Origin of the sequence: Dermacoccus abyssi (genome assembly GCF_003515945.1) — a bacterium.
Lineage (GTDB): Bacteria > Actinomycetota > Actinomycetes > Actinomycetales > Dermatophilaceae > Dermacoccus > Dermacoccus abyssi.
Genome location: NZ_QWLM01000010.1, coordinates 82,562 through 103,137, shown reverse-complemented (window position 1 = coordinate 103,137; position 20,576 = coordinate 82,562). Strand labels below are relative to the sequence as shown.

17 protein-coding genes and 1 pseudogene are annotated in these 20,576 nt (G+C 68.3%); 8 read left to right on the top strand and 10 right to left on the bottom strand.

What is annotated here, in order from left to right; translation table 11 throughout:
* Positions 1–4: 4 nt before the first annotated feature.
* The 3 genes from D1832_RS09775 to D1832_RS09765 are packed head-to-tail and all read right to left on the bottom strand — an operon-like array spanning position 5 to position 2,987.
* Complete coding sequence (locus D1832_RS09775; protein WP_118913691.1) at positions 5–895, bottom strand: type II secretion system F family protein; 891 nt, start codon at positions 893–895, stop codon at positions 5–7.
* Positions 892–1,764, bottom strand: coding sequence for a type II secretion system F family protein (locus tag D1832_RS09770; RefSeq protein WP_118913690.1), 873 nt, complete (start codon positions 1,762–1,764; stop codon positions 892–894). Before D1832_RS09770 ends, D1832_RS09775 begins: the two co-directional genes overlap by 4 nt.
* Complete coding sequence (locus tag D1832_RS09765) at positions 1,761–2,987, bottom strand: TadA family conjugal transfer-associated ATPase (protein WP_118913689.1); 1,227 nt, start codon at positions 2,985–2,987, stop codon at positions 1,761–1,763. Before D1832_RS09765 ends, D1832_RS09770 begins: the two co-directional genes overlap by 4 nt.
* Positions 2,988–3,177: 190 nt before the next feature.
* Here D1832_RS09765 and D1832_RS09760 point away from each other — a divergent pair, with 190 nt between their 5' ends.
* Positions 3,178–6,561, top strand: a complete 3,384-nt coding sequence (locus D1832_RS09760) for an FtsK/SpoIIIE domain-containing protein (protein WP_118913688.1) — start codon at positions 3,178–3,180, stop codon at positions 6,559–6,561.
* Entirely contained in the window at positions 6,558–7,361 is an 804-nt protein-coding gene (locus D1832_RS09755) for a hypothetical protein (protein WP_118913687.1), read from the top strand. The genes D1832_RS09760 and D1832_RS09755 overlap by 4 nt, the downstream gene beginning before the upstream one ends.
* Before the next feature lie 23 nt (positions 7,362–7,384).
* On the opposite strand, the gene D1832_RS09750 is transcribed toward D1832_RS09755, so the two are convergent.
* On the bottom strand, positions 7,385–7,840 hold the full coding sequence (locus D1832_RS09750) for a hypothetical protein (protein WP_147362670.1): 456 nt from the start codon (positions 7,838–7,840) through the stop codon (positions 7,385–7,387).
* A gap of 248 nt (positions 7,841–8,088) precedes the next feature.
* Here D1832_RS09750 and D1832_RS09745 point away from each other — a divergent pair, with 248 nt between their 5' ends.
* Positions 8,089–8,337: a WhiB family transcriptional regulator gene (locus tag D1832_RS09745; RefSeq protein WP_006943843.1), complete on the top strand. Its 249-nt coding sequence runs from the start codon at positions 8,089–8,091 to the stop codon at positions 8,335–8,337.
* 6 nt (positions 8,338–8,343) lie between these two features.
* On the opposite strand, the gene D1832_RS09740 is transcribed toward D1832_RS09745, so the two are convergent.
* A complete protein-coding gene (locus D1832_RS09740; RefSeq protein ID WP_118913685.1) occupies positions 8,344–9,810 on the bottom strand; it encodes a sensor histidine kinase in 1,467 nt (488 codons plus the stop codon).
* 64 nt (positions 9,811–9,874) lie between these two features.
* Positions 9,875–14,665, bottom strand: a pseudogene (locus D1832_RS15825) (NAD-glutamate dehydrogenase domain-containing protein); the annotation flags it as partial.
* On the opposite strand from D1832_RS15825, the gene D1832_RS16130 reads away from it, so the two are divergent.
* Both D1832_RS16130 and D1832_RS09730 read left to right on the top strand, forming a co-directional pair.
* On the top strand, positions 14,554–14,847 hold the full coding sequence (locus D1832_RS16130; protein WP_338067317.1) for a hypothetical protein: 294 nt from the start codon (positions 14,554–14,556) through the stop codon (positions 14,845–14,847). The pseudogene D1832_RS15825 and the gene D1832_RS16130 overlap by 112 nt on opposite strands.
* A gap of 136 nt (positions 14,848–14,983) precedes the next feature.
* The gene (locus D1832_RS09730) at positions 14,984–15,571 is read left to right on the top strand and encodes a hypothetical protein (protein WP_118913683.1); all 588 of its coding nucleotides are present in this window, start codon (positions 14,984–14,986) and stop codon (positions 15,569–15,571) included.
* A 34-nt stretch (positions 15,572–15,605) separates the two neighbouring features.
* On the opposite strand, the gene D1832_RS09725 is transcribed toward D1832_RS09730, so the two are convergent.
* Genes D1832_RS09725 through D1832_RS09715 form a run of 3 tightly spaced genes read right to left on the bottom strand, consistent with a single transcriptional unit; the run spans position 15,606 to position 18,085 of the window.
* Positions 15,606–16,007 (bottom strand): DUF6912 family protein, encoded by a 402-nt coding sequence (locus D1832_RS09725; RefSeq protein WP_118913682.1) that lies wholly within the window; start codon positions 16,005–16,007, stop codon positions 15,606–15,608.
* A 39-nt stretch (positions 16,008–16,046) separates the two neighbouring features.
* Positions 16,047–17,357, bottom strand: a complete 1,311-nt coding sequence (locus D1832_RS09720) for a CpaE/TadZ family protein (RefSeq protein ID WP_118913681.1) — start codon at positions 17,355–17,357, stop codon at positions 16,047–16,049.
* A complete protein-coding gene (locus D1832_RS09715) occupies positions 17,354–18,085 on the bottom strand; it encodes a hypothetical protein (RefSeq protein ID WP_052947039.1) in 732 nt (243 codons plus the stop codon). Before D1832_RS09715 ends, D1832_RS09720 begins: the two co-directional genes overlap by 4 nt.
* Positions 18,086–18,211: 126 nt before the next feature.
* Here D1832_RS09715 and D1832_RS09710 point away from each other — a divergent pair, with 126 nt between their 5' ends.
* Complete coding sequence (locus tag D1832_RS09710; protein ID WP_047311915.1) at positions 18,212–18,424, top strand: helix-turn-helix domain-containing protein; 213 nt, start codon at positions 18,212–18,214, stop codon at positions 18,422–18,424.
* 7 nt (positions 18,425–18,431) lie between these two features.
* On the opposite strand, the gene D1832_RS09705 is transcribed toward D1832_RS09710, so the two are convergent.
* Positions 18,432–19,007 (bottom strand): hypothetical protein, encoded by a 576-nt coding sequence (locus D1832_RS09705; protein WP_052947038.1) that lies wholly within the window; start codon positions 19,005–19,007, stop codon positions 18,432–18,434.
* Positions 19,008–19,223: 216 nt separating this feature from the next.
* On the opposite strand from D1832_RS09705, the gene D1832_RS09700 reads away from it, so the two are divergent.
* Both D1832_RS09700 and D1832_RS09695 read left to right on the top strand, forming a co-directional pair.
* Positions 19,224–20,033: a LysM peptidoglycan-binding domain-containing protein gene (locus D1832_RS09700; RefSeq protein ID WP_147362669.1), complete on the top strand. Its 810-nt coding sequence runs from the start codon at positions 19,224–19,226 to the stop codon at positions 20,031–20,033.
* Positions 20,030–20,566: an Rv3235 family protein gene (locus tag D1832_RS09695; RefSeq protein ID WP_052947037.1), complete on the top strand. Its 537-nt coding sequence runs from the start codon at positions 20,030–20,032 to the stop codon at positions 20,564–20,566. The genes D1832_RS09700 and D1832_RS09695 overlap by 4 nt, the downstream gene beginning before the upstream one ends.
* Positions 20,567–20,576: the final 10 nt, after the last annotated feature.

Here is a 20,576-nt window from a genome sequence, read left to right as displayed (position 1 = left end):
GGGGTCAGAGGTTGAGGTCCAGGGCGGCGATGCCCGGATAGACGGCGAAGAGGATGGTGATCGGCAGCACTAGGAAGACGACGGGCGCCATCATGAGGACCTCCTTGCGCCCAGCTGATTCGATGAGTTCCCCACGGGCGGCTTCACGGGCGTCCTGAGCCTGGGCCCGAAGAACGTCGGCAAGTGGGGTCCCCCTCTCGAGAGCGACGATGACGCCCTCGATGAAGCGGTTGACCGCCATGACGTTGGTTCGCCGAGCGACCCCCGTGAGCGACCGCGCCAGTGGCGTTCCTGCCCGCGTCTCGTCGAGAGCGCGACGCAGTTCGTCCGACAGCGGGCCGCTGCACAGGCGGGTCACGTGCTCGAGGGCGCCCAGGGGCCCCTGCCCTGCCGCTACCGCGAGCGCCAGCATGTCGGCCACGGACGGGAACTCGGTGAGCATGCGCGCCTCGCGACGGGTCGCCTGCTGCGTCAACACCTGGTCGCGAAGCACGACACCGAGCCCCGTCGCAAGCAGAATGAGAGCCGTAGCGCCCACCGGCCCGGACTGCGAAGACGACCCACCCACCAGCAACACCAAGCATGCGGCGGCGAAGCCGGTCATGCCCCATACCGCTTGGCTCGTGCGGAACATCTGAACGTCCGGGGCGAGCCCGGCTCGCTCGAGTCGGGAGCGCACGTGGTCAGCGCCTCCGAGGACCCTCCCGAGCCCCGAAGCGACGGAGTCGAGCAGAGCTCGTGCGTTACGGCGTGATCCTGGACCTCGGTCACCGGTGAGAATGCCGGTGAGGCGCTGCTCGAGAAGTGACGTTCGCGGGCGCACGAGCCATGTACCGATGAGCAGTAGCCCGGCACCGATGCACAGTGCCGGCCACCACGCTGCGTAGGTGCTCATCGCATGACTCGTTCCTCTGTCGGCAGCCGACCGATGGCGCGCATGGCGAGGTAGGCAATCCACGAGACGATGCCGCCCACCACGAGAACGGCCACTCCCGTGCTGGAGCGGTAGGCGTCGAGTCCGCCACTGCGGAAACCGACCACGACGAGAGCGAGCCAAGGCGCCGCGAGCGCCAGGCGAGCGGCACTCACCGTCCAGCTCTGTTTGGCAGCTAACTCAGTGCGTGTCGCGGCGTCCTCGCGCAGGAACGAGCTGAGTGTGCGAAGCAGACGTCCGACGTCGGATCCTCCGACGTTGCGGGCGAGTCGCAAGGACTCGATGAGCCGGTCGGCGGCCGGATCCGCGAGGGAGCTCTTGAGCACGTCGAGCGACACGTCGAAGCGGCCGTGCGCGGCATCGTGCCGGGCGAAGGCGGCAAAGTCCTCCCGCAACACCTCGGGACCGTGGTGGGCGAGTTGCCGCAGAGCTTCCGGAATGGAGAGGCCAGCGCGTACCGCGGAGGCGACGTGATCGACAGCGTCCGGCCACGCTTCACGCCGAGCCCGAAGATGGACGACGGCGCGGTGACGCACGAACATCCACGGCGCGTAGAGACCTACGGCACCACCGAGCAACGTCAGAGCCGGAACTGCGGTGGCGACGAAAACGACGCCACCCACGACGAGGGCACTGAGCATCGAGGCCGCGACGACGGCTCCGACCCCCTGCTCGCGAAATCCCGCGAGCGTCAACTGCTCACGCACGCGCTCGTACTGACGTGAGCGGCGTAGAGATGCCACCGGGGCCACGGGCTGAGGCGCGCTCCAGGCACTCCACATGAGCAGTAGACCCGTGCCGACCGCCGCGGCGCACAACAACGCCGTCATGACGACAGCTCCCGCGCCAGTGCAGCCAGGTCAATACCCGCCCGTGCGAAGCGGGGTTCGCCGTCGAAGGCCGCGAGCAGCCGTGGGTAGGTGTCCTGCCCCTCTTCGTAAAGGCTGATCGTCTCCACGGTGTCTCCTTCGACGCGGCCGGTCACGCGCAGCACCTCGCGGGTGGAGCGGCGCCCGTGCCGATCGAGGCCGAGGTGGACGACGAGGTCCACCGCGCTGGCGACCGTCGGGACAACGAACGACGAAGAAATATTGGGGCCCGCCAACAGCGGAAGTGTGCACAGCTTCGTCAGGGCTTCACGGGCAGAGTTGGCGTGCAGAGTGGCGAGGCCCGGCAGACCGCTGTTGAGCGCCAACAACAGATCGAGCGACTCGGCCTGCCTCACCTCCCCCACGACGACACGCGAGGGGCGCATGCGCAGTGCTTCCTTGACGAGCATGCGCAACGTGACCTCGCCGTTGCCCTCGAGGTTGGGTTGGCGACACTGCATCGCCACCCAGTCACGCGCCGCGAGTTGGACCTCGAAGACCTCCTCGCAGGTGATGACCCGCTCGGTCGGCGGAATGGCACTCGCCAGGCAGTTGAGCATGGTGGTCTTGCCGGCCTGGGTCTGCCCCGAAACGAGCACGTTGAGACCCGCGCGGACACATGCGCTCAGGATCTTCGCGAGCCCCGACGGTAACGAGCCGCGACGCACGAGATCGTCGAGCGAATGACTCGTGGCGACGAACTTGCGAATGTTCACCGCCCAGAACTCGCGGGTGACATCGGGGATGACGACGTGCAGACGTGATCCGTCCGGAAGAGCTGCATCGACGAACGGAGCGCTGAGGTCCAAGCGACGACCGGACGAGCGCAGCATTCGTTCGACCAGCGTGCGCACCTGTTCGGGCGTGAGAATCGTGTTCGTCAGCTCGGGGATTCCCGAGCGTGCCACGAACACGCGGGCCGGTTCGTTGAGCCAGATCTCCTCGATGGACGGGTCGTCGAGATAGGGCTGCAAAGGCCCGAAACCCGCCACCGCGTCGAACACGGCCTTGGCCTCGTCCTTCGCACTCGGAAGCGCCGGGAGCCCGGCTCGTGCGCGAGCGAGCTCGGTGGCTGACACGATCTCCGCAATGATCGAGCGGACCTTCTCCGGTTCGGTGCTCGGATCGACGGCACGCGAGCGCAATTGCTCACGGACCTCGTCCTCGATGAGACCGATAGCCATGGATGGTCACCTCCCGCCGACTCGCTCGTCGAGTCGATTCGTTCCTGGCGGCCATCAAAGGCTCCGGCGGAACCGAGCGGGGGTTTAGCCGAAATTCTTACCAAATTCTTACCATTCGCTTTCTCGGAGTTATCCACAGGAAGAAATTGGCTCTGTTGCTGGCTCGCGGGTTCGGCACACGCTGGTCACCATGAAGGTGAAACTGCGTCTCGCGCTCGCGAACCCCGACCAAGCCCACACCCGCGTCTTCGACATCGAGGCCCCCGCGGGCACACAGTTCACGACGCTGCGCGAACACCTCGGCCCGGCTCTCGTCGGCAAGAGACTTCGAGTGGACGACATCGACATCGACGACGAATTCCGCCTCGGCGAGGCTCCGCTCGTCGACGGCGCGTTCCTCGAGCCGCAGCGCACGACCATCACGAACTCGGTTCCCACTCCGCTTCGACTGGTGGTGTCCGCCGGGCCGGGTCAGGGACGCTCGTGCCCGCTTCCTTCGGGTGAGCACATCTTGGGCCGCGCCCACCCGCTTCTCACCGACGACCCGCTCGTGTCCCGCACACACGCTCGCGTCATCGTGCGGCGCGGCTCGGTCGAGGTCTGCGACGAAGGCAGCTCCAACGGCACCTCACTCGATGCCCGGGCATTGGATCCGGGTGAGCCCTGCGTGTGGCGGATCGGTCAACATCTACGCCTCGGAGCAACGCGCATCCGACTCGACACCACGCTCGAGCCCGTAGCGGTGGAAGCCCGAGGGGACGGCACACTGCGCATCCCCGCTCCAGTGACGAACCGCCTCGAACTGGCGCCCACCCGGCTGGAGTGGCCCTCACGTCCCACGGCCCCGCCCCGCAGCCCGCTCCGGTGGGTGGCAGCACTCGCTTCTGTGCCGGTGGCGCTCGTCATGGCCGTCGTTCTGCACTCCACCCTCATGCTGGCGTTCATGCTCATCGGGCCCCTGACCATCGGCCTCACGTATCTCGACGACCGACGACGAGGTCGGCTCGGAGGACGAGCGGCCGCTCGTGAGTACGCGCGATCCAAGGCGGATACCGGGCGACGAATCGACGACCTCCTGAACCGCGAGCGCCTCGAGCGCACCGCACGGCTCCCGCCACCGGACGTTCTCACCGACGTCGCGGCGGGGCGTCGGCCGGGCATCGCGTCGGGTGAACGCAGCTGGCCCCTGGTTCTGCGTCTCGGACACGGAACGTCTCCGTCGATCCATTCCGTGACCCATGACGGCGTCACACGTGACCTCACCCTTGACGACGCGCCCGTTGCGGTGGCCCTCACTTCTGGCGACCTGCTCCATCTCGACTGTGACGCCGCCTCGCTGGGTGCCTGCATGGAACACGTCGTCGCCCGGCTTCTCGTCGAAGGCGTACCCGGCGCCTGCGGCCTCCACGTCGTCACGGACATGGCTGAGGGTGCGCGGTGGACGTGGTGCCGCGACACAGCTCGCCTCGAGGTGGGAGCAGCCCTACCCGAGGACACGGAACAGGACCTGGCAGAGCGGGCCGCCCGACCCGGTCACACCGGCGACGAGCTTCCGGTTTTCGTCCTCGACGCGCGCAGCGAGGGCGCACGCGAGGCGTTGAGACGCTGGCTCCCCGTGGCCTCGGGGGTTCTCGTCTGGGTCGGACCGTCGGCGCCCGGAATGCAACGCGAGAGGCGCGGCTCAAGCGGGCCGACCGATCTCGTCGTCACGGTCCGCCACGGCCACAACGCCTCCTTGCTGCCGACCGGGCACCGATTCACCTTCGACGAGCCGATCAGTTCGTGGTTCGTCACGACGACCAGGCTCGCGCGGCGGTGGGCGACCACCTCACGCCGAGGCACGAGTTCGTCCATTCCGACGACGGTGCCCGCCGACAGTCTCCTGCCTGAAGACGTCGCCCGGGCATGGGCGGCCGGACCGTCCACCGCCGTCCCGGTCGGGTTCGGGGCAACCGGCCCCGTCCACCTCGACCTCGTCCGTTCGGGGCCACACGCCCTCGTGGCCGGCACCACGGGTGCAGGCAAGTCCGAGTTCCTCCTCGCCTACCTGCGTGGCCTGTTCACACTCAACGGGCCTGGCGACGTCACCGCACTGCTCATCGACTACAAGGGCGGAGCCACCTTCGGCCCGCTCGTCGACGCTCCCCAGGTCGTCGGTCTCGTGACGGACCTCGACAACTCCCTCGCGGAACGGGCTCTGTCCGCGCTCCAGGCGGAGATCAAACGACGCGAGCACACGTTGGCTGCCGCCGGGTACAACTCCTACACGGCGTATCGAGCCACCCCACCGAACAGTGCCACGGCGCTGCCGCGTCTCTTCGTCATCGTCGACGAGTTCCGCGTCCTCGCAGAGGAACTGCCCGAATTCGTTGCAGGCCTTGTGCGGCTGGCGGCTGTCGGTCGGTCGCTGGGCATGCACCTCGTCCTCGCCACCCAGCGCCCCGGTGGCGCCGTCACCGCAGACATGCGCGCCAACCTGGACGTACGGGTCGCACTGCGTGTCCGCGAACGCTCCGACAGCATCGACGTCATCGACTCCCCCGCCGCCGCAGCGATTTCGCCTCGCCATCCCGGGCGAGCGTTCCTCGCCCATGGCGGGTCGACCCCTGTCGAGCTGCAGACGGCCTTCACCGGCGCGCCACGCATGCTCCACACCGACGAACCCCCACTCCACGTTCACGCGGTCGATCTCCGCGCACCGGGCCCCCTTGCTGCCGAGCCCGAGTGCCCCGGATGCCGGCCGGTGGGCCATTCCACGACGAACGACCTGGAAACGTTCGTCGCCGAAGCCAAGGCTGCCGCCACGCACCTACCTGCTCCGCGCCGCCCGGTGCTCCCGCCCCTGTGCGAAAACACCAGGTCGGTTGCCCACCTCGCCATGGGCGAAGTGCGCTGGCCCGACCTCCTGCTCGCGCGCCCCCAAGCAGGCGAGCGCCCGCGAAACAGCGTGCCGATCGCCGTCGTCGACCTCCCGCACGATCAATCGCAACCGGTCCTCTCAGGAGCCGGCACCGAACACATCGGCATCGCTGGGGCTCCTCGCAGCGGGCGCACACACGCTGCCATGACGATTGCGAGAGCCAGACGGTCGACGGGCGAACGCACCTGGTGGGTCGGCGACGTCCCGAGCTTCCCCGTCGACGACCACTTCGCCGCTGACGATCCGGACGACGTCGTACGCCTGCTCACCGCCCTCAACGAGCCGAGCCCGGTCGCGGAGCGCGTCGCGATCGTCGTCGACGGCTGGGAAGCCCTCAACGACAGCCTCATGCGCATCAACCACGGGCTCGCGGCGGACGAGATGTTGCGGCACGTGCAGCGCGCGCACCAGTTCCGCAGGGTGTTCGTCATCACGGGAGCGCGATTGGTTCTCGCGTCCAAGCTCGCGGCGCTCCTCGAGGTGAAGATCGTCCTGCGTCAGAACGACCAAACGGAGTACTCCCTCGCGGGTCTCCGTCCGGCACAGGTGCCCGCAGCCATGCCGCCCGGACGCGGACTCGTTCTGCCGCACGCGCACGTCCTGCACTTCGTGTCCCCGGGCGAGCCGGGTGAATGTGACACCCTGTCACCATGACGAGTACGCGCAAGATCACCGCCGCCGTCGCGCTCACGGGCGCCCTCATCGCCGCGCCGGCCATCGCCACCGAAACGAGCACGCCCGGCACGTCGACGCCGAGCAGTACCTCGAGCACGTCCTCCAGCTCGACCTCGAGCAGCTCATCCTCGTCGAGCAGTACCTCGTCCTCCCCGAAGTCCCCCAAGGGGAGCGCCATCACGTTGCGCCTCGACGGCAAGGGCAAGATCGACAAGTCCGCGCTCCCCAAGGAGTCGACCCTTCTAGCTACCGAGGAACTGCGCTCGATCGTGCCGGGTCTTCGGTCGGCCGACTTCTCGGACGGCACGCTCACTCTCACCGTCAAGGGAGAGGAGAGCGACAACCGCAGCCGCATCGTCATCGAGTTCGATCGCTTCGGCACAAAGGCCGACGTCACGAAGGGTTGGGACGCGGACAAGAAGGCTCACCAGGCTCGTGCCGCCAAGAACCCCGGTATCTACACCTTCGCCGGACCTGGCAAGAACGGTGTGGCCGACTCCTTCAGCGACGGCACGACCACACACGTCCTGCTCACCAACGGTGATGCCGCGGGCCAGATCTCGTTCTCCGGCATCGGGTTCTCCTCACTCGGAGACGACCACGCGAGCGCCCGCAAGGCTTACCGCGACACGGTTGTGCCCAAGCTCGTTCAACTGCTCGGCAACAAGGTGAAGGCCAGCGGGCCGGCCAAGACGCCGACCAAGTCGTCGAGCGCGAGCCCCTCCTCGAACAGTTCGTCGAGCAGTTCGTCGTCAACGTCGAGCAGCGCCTCTGCCTGACACGCTGCATGGTCGACCGGGCGTCAGAGAACGGCGTCCGCCTCGTCGTCCTCGTCCGGGTCGAAGCGCGGCAGCGTAAGCGCCGCGACGAACGAGACGACCGCAACAACGAGCGTCGCGACGCCGAACAGCTTGGCTCCCCCGCTGATGAGGCTGAACGAGACCGGCACGAGCATGCCGTTCCACAGCAACGTCGGGGTCTTTGCCAGGCTCTTGTGACGAAGCAGGTTGATCGCGAGCAACGCCACGCCCGCCGCCAGGACGACCAGAACAGCGGCCTCCGTGAGGGCGCGGGTCGTGGTACTGGCCTCCCCGTTGATCACGCCGTACGCCGACATCGCCGCCATGACGAGCATCGCGAGCACGGCAAGGCCGGTGCCGGCGGCACTGACGAGCCAGGCTGCATCATTCGATCGCGCAGGTGTGCGGGATGGCGTCTCGTCGGGCAGTTCTGAGGCATTAGGGGGTTTTCGCGTCACGCCGTAAACTGTACGTGGCACCCTCTGCGAGCCGACATGTGATCAGAAACTCACACAATCGAACAAAAAAGTTCGTCGAAACCCCTTGTGCGTACGCCGGGCCAGGTGTGAACCTATAGGGGAACGCCCACCCGCGCCCCAAACGATCATCGTTTCGATGCATCGCACAGCGCATCGGACCGTCGGCACCCCGACATCGTTCGCACCGACCCCGCCGGTTTCAGCGGAGACTCAAGGAGCAATGCCACATGGATTGGCGCAATCGCGCTGCGTGCCTGGACGAGGACCCGGAGCTTTTCTTCCCGATCGGCAACACCGGCCCGGCCCTGCAGCAGATCGAAGACGCCAAGGCCGTCTGCCGTCGTTGTGAAGTCATCGACACGTGCCTGAAGTGGGCACTGGAGTCCGGTCAGGACGCCGGTGTCTGGGGCGGCCTTTCGGAGGACGAGCGACGCGCTCTCAAGCGTCGCAACGCTCGCGCGCGCCGCGCCAGCTGATCGTTCTCATCGCGTCTCAGCGGGCGGCCCATCATCACGATGGCCGCCCGTTTTCGCGTCCCCTCCCCCCGATGACGCATCGAGCGGACGCAGCCGTGCACTGAACCGTGCCCTCGTGCCGCCTCCCGGTTCGGCAGCCCATTCGATCGTTCCGTGCAGGTCCTGGACGAAGGTGCGCACGATCTGAGTACCGAGACCCGACGCTCCCCCGGCCACGCCTTCCCCGGCGACGAGGCCGGACCCGTCGTCCACCACGCTGACGTCGAGGCCGTCGCCGTCACGACGCGCCTCCACCGTCACCCGTCCGCCGCGCTCCGCGAGGCCGTGCTCCACCGCGTTCTGTACGAGCTCGCCGAGCACCATGGCCAACGAGGTAGCGTCCTCGCTCGAGAGCACCCCGAAGGAACCGACGAGCCGCGCCTCGACGGGAGCGTCCGGCAGCCGTGCCACGTCGACACCGGTCGTGAGTCCTCGCTCGGCCACCTCGTCGAAGTCGACCGCTCCGCCGAATCCCGCGCTCAACGTCTCGTGGACCGCCGCAATGACCGCGACGCGACGGCCGGCATCCGCGAGCGCCCGCTGTGCCTCGATGTCCGGCAGGCGCCGCGCCTGCAGCCGCAGGACGGCCGCAACCGTCTGAAGGTTGTTCTTCACCCGATGGTGAATCTCACGGATCGTCGCGTCCTTCGTGATGAGCTCGCGATCGCGGCGGCGCAGCTCGGTGATGTCGCGAAGCAGCAGCGCCGCCCCGAAACGGCGCCCCTCGGCGATGAGTGGCACGGCTCGCACCATGAGCGCGGCCGACCCCTTGCGGAACTCGGCGTGCCACGGCGCACGACCGGCAAGCACGACGCCGCCCTCCACAGGGGCTTCCGCCGACGTCACGCCGCGCTCCTCGAACGCCGTACCGAGCCGAAGGCCGAGGGCGTTCGTCTCGATGCCGAGGCGCCGCAGCGCCGAGACGGCGTTCGGGCTCGCGTACGTGATGTGACCGCCCTCGTCGAGCGCGATGACACCGTCACCGACTCGGGGTGCACCGCCACGGCCAGTGGAGGCGCCCCCTCCGTCGGGGAAGGTTCCGTCGGCGACCATCGTCAGCAGCGCGTCCGACAGCCCCAGGTAGCGGCTCTCCAAGCGCCCGCGGCGTCCGACGTTGCCACGGATCATGTGTCGACTGAGGACGGCCACCGTGGTGATCGTCCGTCGCACCGGGATGGTCTCGACCGTGACAGGCTGCCCGTCGTCGTCCTCATCGGACGACGTCCGTTGCCCGGAGACAGAACTGCGGGTCAGCCGCGCGGCGAGTTCCTGAGAGGGCACCACGCCGACGAGGTCCTCGGCGAAGATGCTGACACCTGTCGTGGGCCGCACGTGAGCGGCGGCACGCCACCCCTCGTCCGTGCTGACCCACAACACGAGGTCGGAGAACGACAGATCCGCGAGCAGCTGCCAGTCGCCGACGAGCTGGTGCAGCCACTCGTGGTCGCCTCGTCACTCCACGAGGCCGACCCGAGAATGTCGGTCGTCGTCACGCTCACGCGGTCGGCTCGGTCTGCCCTGAGTCGCCGGAGGTGCCACGCGTCAGCGTGCGCAGCGTGCGCAGCGCGACCGACATCGGTGCGAGACGCGATTCGGCCCGCTCGACGCCGGCGATCGCCGCACGGCCGCGTTCGACCGCGAGCGCGTGCCGCTCGGCCCAGGCGTTCCAGCGCTCCTCGGTGGACCCGGCCTCCGGCGCCTCGAGCATGACGTCGCGTGTGAGGTCGGTGAGCACCGCGTAGGCGTCGTCACGCACCGCACCGCGGGCCAGTGCGTCCCACCGGTCGTCACGCGGCAGCTCGGCGATGGCGTCGAGCATGCGTCCCAGACCGATCTGCGCCGCACCGTGGAAGTACGTGCTCGCCACGGCTTCGACGTCGGCGTCGACCTCGTGCGCCAGATCCGTGATGTCGAGCAGGACGAACAGATCGAGCAGGGCGGCGGCCCGTCGGGCCAACTGCTCGGGAACACCCTGTTCCACGAGACCCGCCGCCGTGTCCTCGTACTGCTCCCGGCCCACGCCGATGACGAGCTCCGGAACCTTCGGCGCGAGACGGCTGACGGACGGCTCGTAACGCTCGATGAGCGCCGACACCGACGTGTGCTCCACCTCGTGATGGACGAACCAGCGGGTGGCTCGGTCGAGCAGACGACGCAGACGCAGAAGCAGGGAGGACTGGACGTCGGTGCTCACAACGTTGTCGAGTGCCTCGACCTCGTCGATGAAGCTCTGCGCGTCGAAGACCTCACGGGCCACGACGAACGCCTTCACGATCTCCTCCGGGCGAGCCCCCGTCTCCTCGCTCGCGCGGTGGACGAACGTGATGCCGCCGCGGTTGACGAGGCCGTTGACGACCGAGTTCGTGATGATCTCGCGACGCAGTGCGTGCGCCTCGATCGCCTCGGGGTACCGGGTGCGCAAAGCGTCCGGGAAGTAGGCGGCCAGCTCACGGACGAACCACTCGTCGTCGACGACGTCGCTCGCGAGGACCTGATCCTTCAGACGCAGCTTCGCGTAGGCGAGCAGCACGCTGAACTCCGGCGAGGTCAGGCCCTCACCGGCCTCGATCCGCTCGTCGATCTCGACGTCGTTCGGCAGGAACTCGAGCTCGCGGTCGAGGAAGCCGTCCGCTTCGAGGGCGTCGATGAGACGACGGTGCACGTGCAGCATGGCCGGCGCCTGGACGCGCGCATTGCCGAGCAGCGTGTTCTGGTCGGTGTTGTGACGCAGCACCTTGTGGGCAACCTCGTCGGTCATCGACGCAAGAAGCTCGTTGCGTTCGTCCATCGTCAGCCCGCCGTCGCGTACGACATCGGCAAGGAGGATCTTGATGTTGACCTCGTGGTCGCTCGAGTCGACGCCCGCCGAGTTGTCGATGGCGTCGGTGTTGACACTGACGCCGTTCTGCGCTGCCTCGATACGCCCCAGCTGGCTGACGCCGAGGTTGCCGCCCTCACCGATGACGCGGACGCGCAGGTCACGCCCGTCGACACGGATGGCGTCGTTGGCGCGGTCGCCGATCTGCTCGCTGGTCTCGCTCGATGCCTTGATGTACGTGCCGATGCCACCGTTCCAGAAGAGGTCGGCCGGAGCGAGCAGCACGGCGTGCATGAGCTCGTTCGGCGTCATCGTCTCCACGTCGCCCTCGATACCCAGGGCCTCGCGGATCTGGGGGGTGAGGCGCACCTGCTTGGCCGAGCGCGAGAACACTCCGCCGCCCTCGGAGATGAGGTCACGTGAGTAGTCCGACCACGACGAACGCGGCAGCTCGAACAGGCGCTTGCGCTCCGCGTAGGAGGTGGCCGCGTCAGGGTTCGGGTCGATGAAGATGTCGCGGTGGTCGAACGCCGCGACGAGGCGGATGTGCTCCGAGAGGAGCATTCCGTTGCCGAACACGTCGCCGCTCATGTCGCCGACGCCGACCACCGTGAAGTCCTCGCTCTGGGTGTCGTGCCCGAGCTCGCGGAAGTGACGCTTGACCGACTCCCACGCACCGCGGGCGGTGATGCCCATGGCCTTGTGGTCGTACCCGTTCGAGCCTCCGGACGCGAACGCGTCGTCCAGCCAGAAGCCTGCGCGACGAGCCACGGCGTTGGCCTTGTCGGAGAAGGCCGCGGTGCCCTTGTCGGCCGCGACGACGAGGTAGGGGTCGTCGCTGTCGTAACGCACCACGTCCTTCGGGGGGATGACCTCGTCACCGTCACGGTTGTCGGTAACCGACAGCATGCCGCTGATGAAGGCCTCGTACGCCTCGACGCCCGCGGCGAGCCACGCTTCGCGGTCGCTCGGGTCCGGGAGCTGCTTCGCGACGAAACCGCCCTTCGATCCGGTCGGCACGATGACGGCGTTCTTGACCATCTGCGCCTTGACGAGGCCGAGCACCTCGGTTCGGAAGTCCTCGAACCGGTCGCTCCACCGCAGGCCGCCGCGCGCACCTGACCGAAGCGCAGGTGGACACCCTCGACCTTCGGGCCGTAGACCCACAGTTCGAACATCGGAACCGGTGCGGGGATGCCGGGCACGTCGGCGCACCGGATCTTGAAGACGAGTTCGGCGACCTCGCCGGAAAGGACCCGCGGGGTGTACGCGTTGGTGCGCACGATCGCCATGATGACACCCTCGAGAGTGCGCAGGATGCGGTCGTGGTCGAGACTCGCCACGTCGGCCAGTCCGTCGGAGAAGCGCTGACGCACCGCCTTCGTCTGGGCCTCACGCTCGGCGTCGTCGAGGGTCGGGTCGAAGCGCGCCTCGAACAGACGCACGAGCAGCGACGTGAGGTCGGTGTTGGCCAGCAGCGCCGCGACGACGTATTCGTAGCTCAACGAGAAGCCGATCTGGCGCATGTAGCGAGCGAGGGCCCGCAGGTGACTGATCTGGAGCCACGTGAGCCCGGCAGCGAGAACGAGCTGGTTGAGGGCGTCGTTCTCGGCCTGCCCACGCCACGCCGCGAGAACGGTGTCCTGCACGTTCGTGCGGCGGCGCGAACTCTCCTGCGGGGTGTTGCCCCACATGGCCGTGCGGTCCGCGATCAGACCGAAGTCGTACACGTACGAGGTGCGGCCGTCCGAGCGTCGAACCGTGTATGGGCGCTCGTCGGAAACCTGCACGCCGAGGTGGGTGAAGATCGGAAAGACCTCGGTGAGCATGAGGGGTTCGTTGCGGAAGATCTTGAGCCGACGTTCGCGGGTGTCGAGGTTCTTGGTGCCGTAGAGCGTGAGCGCGGAGTCGTCGTCACCCAGCCTCTCCAGGCGTTGCATGTCCGCCACCGCCTGGCGTGGCGAGAACGCCTCGGAGTAGGCCGTCGAGAAGCCCGTGCCGTACTGCGTGACGAGAGCGCGGGCCGTCGAACCGTCGAGCTCACCCTCCGTCTGCGCGGCATGCGTGACACGCTCGGTCCACGTCCGGGTCGTCTCCAGGACGTGAGCGCGAATCTGCTCGGGCGTGACGTCTGGAATGGCGGCGCCGCGCGGCATGCGAACCGTGTAGAAGATACGGGCGAGTGCCTCGGAGCTCACCCGAGCCGTGTAGTCGACGTTCTGCGCGCCGTAGGTTTCGCGAAGGAACTCGGCAATGGCTTCGCGCACCCGGGTGTTGTACCGGTCACGCGGCAGGTACACCATGACGGCGACGAAGCGCCCGTAGTCGTCATTGCGTGTGAAGACGCCGACGTGGCGGCGCTCCTGGAGGCGCACGACCTCGGTGGCGATGTCGTAGAGGCGCGCGGACGACGTCTGGAACAGTTCGTCGCGCGGGTAGTTCTCGAGGACGTTGAGCAAGTCACGTCCGGAGTGGGAGTCGGGCGAGTGCCCGGCTCGACGCACGACCTTCGCAACCCGCTCGGCAACGACCGGAACGGTCGACGTCGGTGCCGCGTAGGTGCGGGCCGTGTGCAGACCGAGGAAGCGGCGTTCCCCGGTGACGTTGCCTTCCGCGTCGAAGGTCTTCACGCCGACGTAATCGAGGTAGGCATCACGGTGAACACGTGAGCGCGAGTTGGCCTTGGTCAGCATGAGCAGCTGCGGGGAGCGTGCCATGGCGCGGCTCTCCCGCGTCATGCGCTCGAATCCGGTGGCCGAACCCGATGCGCTGCGCAGGATGCCGAGGGCGGTGCCCTCCACGGGCCGCAGGACGTCCTCCTCGTCCATGGTGGCCAACTCGTACTCCCGGTAGCCGAGGAAGGTGAAGTTGTCGTCGGCCAGCCAGTGCAGGAAGCGGCGCACGTCAGCCGTGGCGAACTCGGGAACACTCACGGGCGGGTCGTTCTCGAGGTCGTCGGCCGTCTGGAGGGCCATGTCACGCATGCTCTGCCAGTCCTCGGAAGCCAGGCGCACGTCGCGAAGGACCTTGTGCACGGTCTCCACCATGTCTTGGCTGCCGTCGAACTCGCCCTCCGGCGAGAGGTGGAGATAGACCCACGACTCCGCGACCTCGTGCGCGCCCGCGGGAAGTTCCTCGCTGTGACCGGGCAGACGGACCGCACCCTGACGCTTGCGATTTCGCGTTGCCGTGATGAGGCGACCAGCATCGTCACGCACGACACGCATCTGCGGGTGGACGAGATCCCCGATGCCCGCACCTCGAGCCGTGAACGCTGCCACGAGTGAGTCCACGACGAAAGCGGTGTCGTCCGTGACAACGCGAACCACGACACCCGAGGTCAGGCTGGAGACACCCGCGTGCTCCACCGCGTCCGCGACGAGCGAGCGCGGCAGTTCCTCCTCGACGACGACGACCGGCTCCCCCTGGCGTCGCTCGGCCGCGGCCCTCCACTGCCCTCGCACGATCCACGCGAGGTGATCGAGGGATTTGCCCTCCAGCTCCGCGGCCGGAATGTCGCCCAACACCCCCTGAGCGACTTCGAGCGTGACACCGACACGTTCAGCGACTTCGGACAGGACGGGCGTGGAAGCCTCGACAGACATGACCTCTCCTGGCAGGACGAAGAAGCGGCACGACGCTGTACCACCTAGGCGACTCTAACGCGCGCGGACACCCGGGTCCGAGTCGAGGGCGAGCGGTGTTGCCGGGCCCTCGTCCCACCGGGGTTATCCCCAGGCACGGAGGGTGCGCCGACGCCGAGATTCGCCCTGCTCATACGCTGGGGGTATGCCAGCTGCCAGCCTCGCGAGTCGTGACGTCGCCACCCACCTGACGCGTTGTGCGCTGCGCCTGCTCGACATCCCGTTCGACCCTGCGACGGCACTGAACGGTGAGGCGTTCGACCGCGTCGTCGAGTCCCTGAGCGAACAACTGAGTGACGCCGCGGGCGCCGAACTCGCCGGGCAGCCCGCACCGTCGTTCACCGCTCCTCGCACGGGGCCTTTCCCGCCCCTCGTGACGCGACGGGCCCAAGCCGGGCTGAGGCGTCAGATCGAATCCGGCCGCCTGCCGGGGAACGCGGTTTCGGTGCGTCGGGCCGGTGAAGCGATCGACGACATCCATGACGAACTGCGGGCTCTGCTCATCGGTGAAACCGGGCCCCAACATTGCGGCGCGCTCGTCACGTCGGTGGCCGACGCCCTCGACCGTCTCAGCCGCGTTCTCGCCGCGTACCGTCACGGTTACCTTCGTCTCGGCCCGCTCGTGGCCGGCCAGGACGGGTCGTTCGACGCCCTGGGCGACTCGGCAACACGTCTCGAGCGCTTCCTCACCCGATGTCTCGACCGTGTCGGTGACGACCGGATGCTGCGCTGACCGACCACGTGGGTGGGCGCGTCGCCCCGAGCGGTCAGCTGCTCAGGAGTGCACGCACGCTGTCACGCTCCCCTGCGTCGTACCAGCTCAGTTCGAGCTCGGCGTCCTCCTGCACGCGCTCGCCCGGGTCCGCGACGAGGAAGCACGCGACATCCCGCAGACCGACGTCGCCCAGGAGCGAGATCGCACCCACGTGGCCCTCCGCGTCCTCCACGCGCTCGGGCCGCACGTCGAACGCGAGAACCGCCACGGGGTCACTGGTGGCTGCCGCTGCGGCGAGTTGGCAGGCGAGGTGCTCGTGCAGTTCCTCGTCACCGTCCGGTGCGAGTGCTCGCACTCCGGACGTCACGCTCACGACATGGGTGGCCGGAACCGATCCCTCACGGGACAAGATGTCGAGTGCGTCGGCGTCGACAGGCATGTAGGCACGGATCATGGGCGGGCGCTCCTCGCTGGTTTGCGTACGTGCCACACCCTAGCGAGGGGCCCGCAACCGGCGCAGACCGCGGCGGGTCGCAGGTGGCCCGGCGGTAGCCCCGAGGCTCGCCGCGACCCGTGCAACCGCCGCCACGTACGCGCTGTCAGGTCGTGTGGTCGACAACAGCTTCCCGAGCAGAAGGGCGCTGTCCAATTCGTCACGCGCATCGGGCAGCACCGCCACCGGATCGACGTTGGCGAACCGAGCAAGCGCCTTCGCCACCACCTTCTCGGGTGCGCCGCCGACAGCCTGCTCGCGGGCCTTCGAGATGACGACGCGCGTGGCCGGATGCGAGCTCCCCACCTGTTCCCACTCGACGACGAAACGCTGCAACCCGATCGGGTCGCAGGCCGCGAGGGCCAGCAACACGTCACTGCGCTCCACCGCTTCGATGCCGGCCGCGGCGCGCACCGGAGCCACGGTGTCGTACAGCAGTGACTCGTCGACGCTGAGGTCGCTCGCGATGTCGAGGACGATCCACCGGTACCCCGTGACGGCCTGGTCGAGAACCGCGCCGAGATGAAACCGACTGAGCTCGTGCCAGCGTGACGCGCGGCCGATGCCCGTCAGGACGTCGAAGCCCTCGTCGAGGGTGACCGTGAGCGTACGCAGCTGCGACAGGTTCAGCGTCCCTGCATCCACGAGCCTCGCTGCGGCGAGCAGACCGGGCGCTTCGTCGAGGAGACCGAGGACCGGAGCACAGGCCGGCGCCACGGTGTCCGCGTCGATGAGCAGGGTGGGGCCGTCCTGCGAGAGCGCGTGTGCGAGGTGTGTTGCGCACGTCGTGCGACCGGGAGACCCGGCCGGTCCCCACACGGTCACGACGGTCGCGCGTTGCCCGGCATTGGGCGAGGTCGAGGCGGGTCCGACAGTGGCTCGCTGCGAGAAGGTGGACGGGGTGTCCGCCTCCTCACCCACCTCTTCGGTGGTGACCGAGAGCCCCGCGCCGCCCACCGTCACGGGCGAACGCTCCAGTGACCGGACGAGCTGCTCCAGCTCGCCCGAACCGACCAGATGAACGTGACTCAGAGCCCAGGCCTCACACTGGCGGGCGTCGGTCGGGGACGTGGGAGCGACGACGCCGAGGACGGAGGTTCCGCGCAGTGCGAGTTCGGCGACGACACTGCCGTTCATTCCCGGGAAATCAGGGCTGATCGCGGCGACGGTGACGCTCCCGGCCTCGGCCACGGTGAGGAGTTCCTCCACGTCGGCACAACGACGCACGAGTTCCGCGTCCTCGACATCCTCGAGTTCAGCGGCGAACCGCGCTTCGAGCCGGGCGGAGATGGCTGTGGCGACGCTCGTCATGAGCGTCGACTCCCGGCCAGAGGCACGAGGGTGATCCGCGAGCCCGAGTTCACCGCGTCAATGATCTCGGCGAGCGATGCTCGCGGCACGACGAGCTCGACAGGCTGACCGTCGGCAACGGCGACCACCCCGCCCGAGCCGGAGCCGATGCGCGAGACGAGAGCTCGGTCGATGACCTGTCTCGGCCGTTCGAAGCTGTTCGATGTCGTCTCGCTCGACTTGTCGGCAACCCAGACCTCGACGTCCGTGCCCGCGCGCACGACGTCGGCCTGCCCGCGGTCCAACGTCACGGAGACGGCGCGCACGTCGACACTGCTCGCGTCGGCCACCGCCGATCGCGGAACGAGCTCGCCCCGCGCGACGGGCCTCTGAACGACGCCCGAGGGCGCCGGGCCGCTGAGGTACACCGACTGGACCTCGTCGAGACGCACGGCAGTGCGCACGACATCGCTCGCCTGAAGGCGCTGCCCCGGCACGAGATTGGTACGCGCCGTCCAGACCTGGACCGAGTCGTCGAGCCCGGAGATGACACGGAGGGTGCCGATGACACCGACAGCGAGCAGGAGGATCCCGACGATCCAGCGAGCGTCCTTGATGCTCGCAGGAACGAACCGCGCACCGGATCCGCCGGCCCGTCGTGATGAATCGTTGCTCGTGCCCGACGCGTCCTCACCGTTCGAACCACGCGCCGTCGTTCTCACGACCTTCTTGCCCCACGGTGTCTGCACCGTCGCTCTCCCTTCACCGGTTGTCCACAGCCACTGACATCGTCAGCGATGGGGGTCTCGGCGCAGGCCTAGAATGATGGTCAGATTTTGGTAAGAATTCCGCAGGCTCGACTCCGAGGAGGCCCCGTGGCTCAGCGCTTCGTTCAGATCGCCGATGTCGCCGAGACGCTCAACGTCTCGGCCCGCCAGGTGTACGGCCTCGTGAAGTCCGGCGAGCTGCCCGCCATCAAGATCAACAACCAATGGCGCGTCGAAGCCGACGAGGTCGAGCGCTACATCGAGCGGCAGTACGAGGCAACACGCAACGCGGTGGCCTCGGGCCACATCGACGACCTGTGACGCTCGTTCAGCGGTAGTCCTCGCCCCGACGGGCTCCCACCTCGATGCACGCCACAGCCTGTGTCGTCAGAACGACCGGAGTTCCTGCGGAGCGTCTCACCACGGCGTGATCGACGCCGACCGCATCGACGAGACCTGTGAACTCGTTGCCACTCGTCGTCCGCCACACGACGGTGACTCGTGAGCGGGCGAGCGCCCGGAGCAGCGAGCCCCAGGTTCGTCCCACACTCGGCGCATCGTCCTTGTGGTGCGAGGCACGCAGACCGGTAGCGCTCTCGAGCGCGGCGGTGGCCACCACGACGGAGCCCGGGCGCGCGAGGTCGTCGACTCCGAGCACCACGTCCTTCCTGGTACTGCGATCCAGCGCGATCCACCCCCTGGCCACCTCGACGAGTCGCCCCCGCACCGGATGCGCCGCAGCAACGACCTCGACGTCGGAACCGAGCGAGCCGCGCAGCCGGTCCTCCAGTGTGACGGCGGCACGTTCGGCGCGGACGCCCTCGGCGATCTCGACACGTCTCTGTGCTGCGCGTCGGGCAGCCTCCGCTGCCTCGAGATCGGCGAGCAACCTGTCCATGCGCATGGCTGAACGCTAGCCCGGACTCGCGGGCGAGCGGGGATTCTCCGGTGCCGCATCGAGGGCTGACCGCGCACGTCGCTCAGGCATCGCTAAACATTGATCATCATGAATCGACATCATTTGTCACTGTTCGCCATAGAGTGACCTTCATCAGCAGCGAAGGAGATCCGTCGGAACACCTCGAACGACTCCGGCGCGATTCACGAGAGAGGCGACATGATGACCACTCACACCACTGCCGGCGAGCGACGGCTCGCGGCGACGTTCGCATGCGGCGCCTCCGCAGTGTGCTTCGGCGGCGCCGTGTGGGCGGCCGTACACCTGCTCGGAACTCGGGCACAACAGACGACGGACGAGGCCGTGGCTTCGGTGTTCGTCGCGCTGGCCAGCGCCTGTCTCGTCCGACTGGCCTGGGTGTGTGGCGCAGCCGCCCTGGACATCCTCGCGACTCCGGGTTCACGCCCCGAACCGGGTGCACACGGCTCGACGGAGCGAGCTCACCGCAACCCGGCGAGGGCACGAGCCGCTTCGCTCTTCCTCGCCCTGGCTGCACTCGTCGGGTCCGGTGCAGCGGCGGCGAGCGCCACACCCGTCGCGGGCGTCTCGGTCACAGCGACGACGCAGGCTCCCTCCCCCGACTTCGCGCCACAGGTGCCCGACGGGTCGCCCTCGGCCACACCTGACTTTGCGATACCACCCACGTCGGATTCCCACACGGTGCCGCAGGAGTGTCGCTCTGCGCCCGAGCCTGGCTGGGTGCCCTCGTCACGAGCCGCGGACGCTCACAGCTGTCGCCTCGTCGTACCTTCAGGACGCGCGGCCGAGACCGGTACCCACGTGGTCCTTCGAGGACAGAACCTGTGGTCCATCGCGGCGGCGCACCTCCCGGAAGGAGCCCCGGCCGAACTCGTGGCCGACGCCGTGGGCACCTGGATCCAGGCCAATCCGGACCTCCGGGCAAACCCGGACGTCATCCAGGTCGGCGACGTGCTTCGCGTGCCCGGCGCGACCGTGGGAGCGCTCCGATGACCACCACGTTGCAACGGGTCGGCGAGCGACGTCCCAACCAGATGCCACCGGTGCTCAGCTCGGAGGAGGTGAGCGCAGTGCTGCGCGGTGAACTCGCCGCACCCACAGCCGGCGAGCTCCGGGCACGCCTGGCCACGGACTACGCGCGACGTTGCGGCGTGGACGAGGACGTCGACCCCATGTTCGGACCGCAGCACACGCCGTCGGCCGCGCTCCCCGATGCACGCGTGTGGGTCCAACGATTCGCCCTGGCACTCGTCGAATGCCTCGACGGACGAAGGCCGCCCACGCAACTGTCGCGGCACGTCGACGCCGACGTGCTCGGCCGTCTGACGCGCCGCTACCGCACCGCCCTACGGCGCGGCCCGCGTGCCGGCCTGACGCGGGTGCGCCGAGTACGGGTCTGCGAACCGTGCGACGGGGTGGCCGAGGCAGCGGTCGTCGCACGCATCGGCGGTCGTCCGACGCCCATCGCTCTACGCCTCAACGGCACCGACGGCCGATGGGTCGTCACGGTGCTCGAAATGCTCTGAGGTGGCCGCG

Excerpts from the sequence above, each read along its gene's own strand:
- D1832_RS09775 (WP_118913691.1), bottom strand. The coding sequence starts at position 895 with ATGAGCACCTACGCAGCGTGGTGGCCGGCACTGTGCATCGGTGCCGGG.
- D1832_RS09770 (WP_118913690.1), bottom strand. The coding sequence starts at position 1,764 with ATGACGGCGTTGTTGTGCGCCGCGGCGGTCGGCACGGGTCTACTGCTC.
- D1832_RS09765 (WP_118913689.1), bottom strand. The coding sequence starts at position 2,987 with ATGGCTATCGGTCTCATCGAGGACGAGGTCCGTGAGCAATTGCGCTCG.
- D1832_RS09760 (WP_118913688.1), top strand. The coding sequence starts at position 3,178 with ATGAAGGTGAAACTGCGTCTCGCGCTCGCGAACCCCGACCAAGCCCAC.
- D1832_RS09755 (WP_118913687.1), top strand. The coding sequence starts at position 6,558 with ATGACGAGTACGCGCAAGATCACCGCCGCCGTCGCGCTCACGGGCGCC.
- D1832_RS09745 (WP_006943843.1), top strand. The coding sequence starts at position 8,089 with ATGGATTGGCGCAATCGCGCTGCGTGCCTGGACGAGGACCCGGAGCTT.
- D1832_RS09730 (WP_118913683.1), top strand. The coding sequence starts at position 14,984 with ATGCCAGCTGCCAGCCTCGCGAGTCGTGACGTCGCCACCCACCTGACG.
- D1832_RS09725 (WP_118913682.1), bottom strand. The coding sequence starts at position 16,007 with ATGATCCGTGCCTACATGCCTGTCGACGCCGACGCACTCGACATCTTG.
- D1832_RS09720 (WP_118913681.1), bottom strand. The coding sequence starts at position 17,357 with ATGACGAGCGTCGCCACAGCCATCTCCGCCCGGCTCGAAGCGCGGTTC.
- D1832_RS09705 (WP_052947038.1), bottom strand. The coding sequence starts at position 19,007 with ATGCGCATGGACAGGTTGCTCGCCGATCTCGAGGCAGCGGAGGCTGCC.
- D1832_RS09700 (WP_147362669.1), top strand. The coding sequence starts at position 19,224 with ATGACCACTCACACCACTGCCGGCGAGCGACGGCTCGCGGCGACGTTC.
- D1832_RS09695 (WP_052947037.1), top strand. The coding sequence starts at position 20,030 with ATGACCACCACGTTGCAACGGGTCGGCGAGCGACGTCCCAACCAGATG.